The organism is Pseudomonas sp. SDO55104_S430 (assembly GCF_054070595.1).
On sequence record NZ_JBSVXG010000003.1, the window covers coordinates 79,304 to 85,910 of the forward strand.

The following is a 6,607-nucleotide window of genomic DNA, read 5'->3' on the forward strand; positions in this document are numbered from 1 at the left end:
GTTACACCGAACGGGTTACAGACTGCGGATCAACTGCGCCAATCCGTTGCCGATCGACGTCGGCTCCGGAAGGTCAAAGCGCTCGAGCAAACGAGTATTGTTGGCGCGCGAATGGCGAATATCGCCCTGACGTGGCGCCTGATAGTTCACCGTCAGGGGAGTGCCGGTAACGGTTCCCAATTCGGCGATCAGATCATTGAGGCTGGTGGAGCGGCTCAGGCCGATGTTCACGGCACCCGGCTGCGGCTCCTGCATTTCCACAGACTGAAGCAGAATCTTTACAAGATCCTGAACATAGACGAAGTCGCGGGTTTGCTTGCCGTCGCCGAAAATCGACACCGGCAGCTTCTTCATCGCACGCTCGGTAAAGATGCTGATCACGCCGGAGTACGGCGAGGACGGATCCTGGCGTGGACCAAAGATGTTGAAGAAACGCAGGACCACCGGCTCCAGGCCGTGTTCGCGGCGATAGAAGTCCAGGTAGTACTCGCTGGCCAGTTTGTCGCTGGCGTAGGGAGTCAGAGGAGATTTCGGGGTGTCTTCGTCGATGGCGGTGCCTTCACCGTTGTTGCCGTAGATGGCAGCACTGGAGGCAAACACGACGCGCTTGATGCCGGCTTTCGCCATGCTTTCGCAAACGTTCAGGGTACCGACGAAATTGGCCTGGTGAGTCGAAACAGGATCGTCCACCGACGCCTGCACCGATGCCACAGCCGCCAAATGTACGACGGCGCCGCAATCGCGCATGGCCTGATTTACGACGCCGCTGTCGGCAACATCACCGGTGACCAGTTCCAGGGCGGAATTGTCGATTGGCAGATTGCTGACTTTGCCGGTCGACAGATTGTCCAGAACGCGAACTTTATATCCCTTGGCCAGCAAGGCTTCTACCAAATGCGACCCAATGAAACCTGCACCGCCAGTGACCAGTACGCGCTCAACAAACATGAAATTTCTTCCTGAAGATTCAAGCGGATACCAGATTGAATAGTCCGCTAACGGTGTGTGATCGGTTCCAGCATAGACCAATGTGGAGCAAGTGATACCAGGCGGTCACACCCGACGGCTTTATGGCGCAAGGCCATTAAAACGCTATCGATGATGTGAGATTTGGAGATTACTGTCAATAGGTTGTCGATTTCACTGCCGAGCGGTGAGCGCCATGGGAAAACAGTCATTATTTTGACGACAATGATCGGATCCAAAAGAGTGTAATTCAATGTGACGCGAGGTGGCACCCTGCCCTCAGCATTAACACCAAAACTCAATTCTCTTCACGTTAAACAGAATGCCAGCACGTCACCTCCACACATGAACATTTCTTCACCCCTCCGCCAGATCAGAACCTGTACATTTCCCTCGCTCATTCAAGAAACTACGGTTTGCCCGCCCTCCCGCGGGCTTTTTTTTGCCTGTAGATTGCTCGGCATTCTCTGCGTTCATGGGCCGTTGGCCCGGAGTTTCCGATGACGATCTTCTCCCTGCCCTGCGAGCGGCTGACGTTGGCGATCCTGAGCCCCAGCCAGGCTGCGCTGGAAAGCGACTTTTACCTGCGCAACCAGGCGCATCTCGCGCCGTGGTCGCCGGTTCGTGCGGACGACTACTACAGCCCTGAACGAATCCGCTCGCGCCTTTCGCAGCAAGCCATGGCTTTTGATGAGGGCTATGCGGTGCATTTCGCGGTGCTGGATCGGGATGACGGGCAGATGATTGGCGCGTGCAATTTCAGCGGCATCGTTCGCGGGGCGTTTCAGGCGTGTTATCTGGGGTATCACATCTGCGAGTTGCGCCAGGGCCAGGGCTTGATGCGTGAGGCGCTGGAGGCGGGTATCGGGTATGTGTTCGAGACGCTGAACCTGCACCGGATCATGGCCAACTACATTCCGGGCAATGAGCGCAGTGCGCGGTTGCTGGAGCGCCTGGGTTTCGAGCGTGAGGGATATGCCAAGGCGTATCTGAACATTGCCGGGCGTTGGCAGGATCATGTGATGACGGCGTTGGTGAGCAAAGTTTGGGAAGACCCGGAGCGACAATGGTCGAGGCAGCTGGGGTAGGTCCTGCAGAGGTTTGGAGGAAGCAAAAAAATCCTGATCTTGCTTGTGGATCTGGCGGCGGTTGATCCACAGCAGCAGTCCTGGACGACCGCGTTATCGTTCTTCGCGAGCAAGCCCGCTCCCACATTAGACCGCGCCTGTCTGAACAACGCGGTCAAGTGTGGGAGCGGGCTTGCTCGCGAAAGCGATTTTCCAGACGAACAGATCTAGAACCTGGGCTGAGTCTCAGCAACCAACATCGGTTCTTCAACCTTCTGCAACACCGGTTTCTCCAACCGCGCCCTCCCATAAAACGCCAACGCCGTCAGCAAACACGCCAGCCACACGACAATCCCGGCCCAGAACGTGTGCGACATGTAATGCCAGCCCTGCAACACCCGCGTCGTGCCATACACAAAGCCCAGCCCCAACGAGCCGTACATCAGGGCCTTGGAATAACGCCAGCGATAACGCCGCGCCACGAAGTACAGCGCCAGCATCGTGAAGCCACCGGACGCATGCCCGCCCGGCCAGCAGCGACCATCACCGGCCACCTTCAGCAAATCGAAATTCTCGTACCACTCCTTGTGCTCGATCTTGCCGCCGTACTGCGTGGTTTCGATCGGGCAATACACACTGGTGTGGCCCTTGAGGTAGTGGATCAGGCCGGTGCTGATGGAGAACGCGAACACCACGTAGAGAAAATCCCGGCGATGTTTATGGGCAAAACGCAGCACTGGCGCGACTTTGATCTTTTCCAGGAAGGCGTGCAGCTTCGGATGCTTGTCCACGTTGAACACGGTCCAGAAAAAAGACAGCACGGAGCCGATCACCGCCAATTCGCCGGTCCAGTTCGGAATGATCCGTGCCCATTTATGGGTGATCTTTTCGAACAGGTGCACATGATCCAGCGGAAAACTCTTGGTCACCGGGTCGTAAAAGAGATCGTTGAACGCAATATCGATTTTGGTCAGGTCGAACATCAGGAACACCAGCACCGCACAGGCCAGGGGTATGCCGAAGTTCATCCAGTAAAAACGCGAGCGGGAGGCGGTCTGCATGGTGTTTCCAGATTCCGAGATTGAATTCATTGGTCAGCCACCGAGCGCCAGTCCGATGCTTCGATGAAGCCCAGCATGCGCGGAGACTCGATCGGCTCGGCGGTGATGAACAGTGAGGCGCCATAACCCAGGGTCGAGCCTGGCACCTCGAGATCCTTTTCCAGTTGCGTCATGCATTCGCTGTGGGTCACCAGGATCAGGTTGCGTCCGGCCACTTTGTGCGCGAGGGCATCGCGCAACATGGTGCCCTTGCAGTTGATCAGCCAGTCGTCACCGGTATCGACCTTGTTGAACATGTAGCCGGCTGTTTGCGCCGTACGCAGCAGCGGACTGTTGTAGATGTCGGCTTTGCCCAGGCCCAGACGCTCGAACTGCGCACCGACTGCCACCGCGACATCCCGCGAACGATCGGTGATGCCATCGCCGCCGCCCAGGCACGGCGAACGGGAGCGGTCGCAACGCTCGACATGACGCACCAGCACGATCATGTCGCCCCTGGCCCAACCGGCCTGCAACGCCCGCACACCGGCGACATTGCCATGAGCCAGGTCCGATACCGCGGCCGGGCGCAATAAAAACAGGGTCAACGGAATCACCAGCAGCGCACAGGCCGCGATCACGGCGCTATTGCGATAACGGGCAAGACGGCTCAAGTCGAACGTGCGGGTGATGCCAAACAGTCTCAGTTCCACAACAAGCCGCCTCACCGGCACGTACTTCAAATTCGATGCGCCGAGGGTAAAGACAGGGGCGTAGGCAACCGGTGAAACACATGTGAAAAAAGAATCAACGTCCGGACAAATCCCCTGTTACAAAATCGCCATCACAAAATCCTTTCAGCTCTCGCGATTGCGGCCGATACAGGCCTGCTACACACCTTGCTGGCGCCTAAAAACAACAATCTTCCAGCCAACCGACGATCGAGAAGCACTACGTTCCTGGAGGAATTTTGATGAATAGCTGGTTCGGCAATATCAGCGTGAACCTGAAACTGGGCCTGGGATTCGGCCTGGTCCTGGCCTTGACCTGCATCCTCGCCCTGACGGGCTGGACCAGCCTGGGCAGCCTGATCGACCGCAGCAACTGGATGAGCGACATCACCCAGCTCAACGCCGGCCTGACCAAGCTGCGCGTGGTGCGCCTGCAGTACATGCTGGCCAACGGCGACGAAACCATCGCGCAGAATGTTCAGAACACCCTCGAAGGGTTTTCCGCTCAACACCAGGCCGTCCTGACCAAGTTCAAGAGCCCGGAAAACATCAAGTTGCTCAAGGAGCAAGGCAAGGTCATCGACGAATACAAAACGTCGCTGGCGAAAATGCGCGCAGCCTATCGCGCGGCCAACGGCGCACAGGATGTGATGCTCACCAACGCGGAGGCCGCCAACGGCCTGATCAACGACATCAACAGCCACGTGCAGAAGCTGCCGCAGAGCGATCAACGCTTCGAACAGTTCCAGGCCATCACCGCGGCCCGGGAAGCTTTCCTGCTGGCGCGTTATGAAGTGCGCGGCTACACCGCCACCACCAACGCCGAAACCGAGCGCAAAGCCGTCGCGCAACTGGACCTGGCCATCGCCAGCGTGAAATCCCTGAACGTGCATATCGCCGATTTGCAGCAAGACGCCCTGCGCCAGCTGGAAACCGCCCTGGGCAACTACCGTAGCGCCTTGCAGTCCTACAAGGCCGCTGACAGCGAGGTGGTACAGGCGCGCAAGGAAATGACTGACCAAGGCGCCGCCATCGTTTCCCTGAGCGAGCAGCTGTATCAGATCCAGCTCGACCGTCGCGACGCCGAAAGCGCCCGCGCGCAAACCATGCAACTGGTCAGCACCCTGCTGGCACTGCTGGTGGGCATCATTGCCGCCGTGGTCATCACCCGTCAGATCACCGGCCCCCTGCGTGAAACCCTGATCGTGGTCGATCGCATCGCCAGCGGCGACCTGTCCCATGACGTCAAGGTGACGCGCCGCGACGAACTCGGTGTGTTGCAGCAAGGCATTGCCCGCATGGGCGTGACCCTGCGCGACCTGATCAGCGGCATCCGCGACGGCGTGACCCAGATCGCCAGCGCCGCCGAAGAATTGTCGGCGGTGACCGAGCAGACCAGCGCCGGGGTCAACAGCCAGAAGGTCGAGACCGATCAGGTCGCGACCGCCATGCACGAAATGACCGCCACGGTTCAGGAAGTCGCACGCAACGCCGAACAGGCCTCGCAAGCGGCCGCGGCGGCAGACGGCGAAGCCCGTGAAGGCGATAAGGTGGTCAACGAAGCCATCGCCCAGATCGAGCGCCTGGCCAGCGAAGTGGTGCGTTCCACCGAAGCCATGAGCGTGCTGCAACAGGAAAGCGACAAAATCGGCAGCGTCATGGACGTGATCAAGGCCGTGGCCGAACAGACCAACCTGCTGGCGCTCAACGCCGCCATCGAAGCGGCCCGTGCCGGTGAGGCCGGTCGTGGTTTTGCGGTAGTGGCCGATGAAGTCCGTGGCCTGGCCCAACGCACGCAGAAATCCACCGAAGAAATCGAAGGCCTGGTGGCCGGTCTGCAGAACGGCACGCAACAGGTGTCGGCGGTGATGAACAACAGCCGCGTACTCACCGACAGCAGCGTGGCCCTGACCCGCAAGGCCGGCGAGTCACTGGATAACATCACCCGCACGGTGTCGAACATTCAGTCGATGAACCAGCAGATTGCCGCGGCGGCCGAGCAGCAGAGTGCAGTGGCAGAGGAGATCAGCCGCAGCATCATCAACGTGCGGGATGTGTCGGAACAGACGGCAGCGGCCAGCGATGAGACGGCGGCGTCGAGTGTCGAGCTGGCGCGGTTGGGGAATCAGTTGCAGATGATGGTGAGCCACTTCCGGGTCTGATGTCAGGTCGACCGGTTCGCGGGCAAGCCTCGCTCCTACAGGGATTTGCGTACCCGTAGGAGCGAGGCTTGCCCGCGAAAACGATCTAAACCTCAGACGCAAATGGCATTGGTAAACACCAACCGATTACCAAACGGATCATGAACGGTCATGTCCTGACTGCCCCAAGGCATGGCCTGGATCTGCGGATGGGCGAACTTGTATTCCTTGGCCAGCAATTGCTGCTGGAACGCTTCGAGCTCATCAGTCTCGATGCGCAGCGCCGAACCCGGTGTCGCGTCGCCGTGGTGTTCGGACAGGTGCAACACGCAGTCGCCACGGGAGACTTGCAGGTACAGCGGGAAATTGGCTTCGAAACGGTGCTGCCAGTCGATCTTGAATCCAAGGAAATCGACATAGAACTCAACCGCTTTGGTTTCGTCGAAAATCCGCAGGATCGGGGTGGTTTTGCCGAAGCTCATCAAGTTGCTCCCAGACAGAGGTAGCCCGCAGTGTAGACGGGCTTTACGTCAGCGGATCGGCTTGGGGGCAGCATTCTTTAATTGCAATATGCCATCACCCCCGAAATACCAAGGTACGCAAGGCGCCCTGTAGCAGCTGGCGAAGCCTGCGTCCGGCTGCGAAGCAGTCGTAAAACCTGA

6 protein-coding genes and 1 pseudogene are annotated in these 6,607 nt (G+C 58.8%); 3 read left to right on the forward strand and 4 right to left on the reverse strand.

From position 1 onward, the window contains the following. Positions 1-15 precede the first annotated feature (15 nt). Positions 16-948, reverse strand: coding sequence for an NAD-dependent epimerase/dehydratase family protein (locus tag ACW9JE_RS01240; RefSeq protein WP_457431583.1), 933 nt, complete (start codon positions 946-948; stop codon positions 16-18). A gap of 518 nt (positions 949-1,466) precedes the next feature. Here ACW9JE_RS01240 and rimJ point away from each other — a divergent pair. Then, the gene (rimJ, locus tag ACW9JE_RS01245) at positions 1,467-2,054 is read left to right on the forward strand and encodes a ribosomal protein S5-alanine N-acetyltransferase (RefSeq protein WP_457431584.1); all 588 of its coding nucleotides are present in this window, start codon (positions 1,467-1,469) and stop codon (positions 2,052-2,054) included. Positions 2,055-2,260: 206 nt separating this feature from the next. Here rimJ and ACW9JE_RS01250 read toward each other — a convergent pair whose 3' ends face one another. Both ACW9JE_RS01250 and pmrG read right to left on the reverse strand, forming a co-directional pair. Further along, the gene (locus ACW9JE_RS01250) at positions 2,261-3,094 is read right to left on the reverse strand and encodes a phosphatase PAP2 family protein (RefSeq protein WP_457431585.1); all 834 of its coding nucleotides are present in this window, start codon (positions 3,092-3,094) and stop codon (positions 2,261-2,263) included. Between the two features lie 26 nt (positions 3,095-3,120). Beyond that, on the reverse strand, positions 3,121-3,807 hold the full coding sequence (pmrG, locus tag ACW9JE_RS01255) for a lipopolysaccharide core heptose(II)-phosphate phosphatase PmrG (protein ID WP_457431587.1): 687 nt from the start codon (positions 3,805-3,807) through the stop codon (positions 3,121-3,123). A 374-nt stretch (positions 3,808-4,181) separates the two neighbouring features. On the opposite strand from pmrG, the pseudogene ACW9JE_RS01260 reads away from it, so the two are divergent. Then, a pseudogene (locus tag ACW9JE_RS01260) lies at positions 4,182-5,060 on the forward strand (methyl-accepting chemotaxis protein); the annotation flags it as partial. Positions 5,061-5,261: 201 nt separating this feature from the next. Next, positions 5,262-5,966: a methyl-accepting chemotaxis protein gene (locus ACW9JE_RS01265; protein WP_457431588.1), complete on the forward strand. Its 705-nt coding sequence runs from the start codon at positions 5,262-5,264 to the stop codon at positions 5,964-5,966. Positions 5,967-6,058: 92 nt separating this feature from the next. Here the strand turns inward: ACW9JE_RS01265 and ACW9JE_RS01270 are convergent, their stop codons facing one another. Further along, positions 6,059-6,427 carry a glyoxalase superfamily protein gene (locus tag ACW9JE_RS01270; protein WP_175379505.1) on the reverse strand — a complete coding sequence of 123 codons (369 nt, stop codon included), beginning with the start codon at positions 6,425-6,427 and terminating at the stop codon, positions 6,059-6,061. Positions 6,428-6,607: the final 180 nt, after the last annotated feature.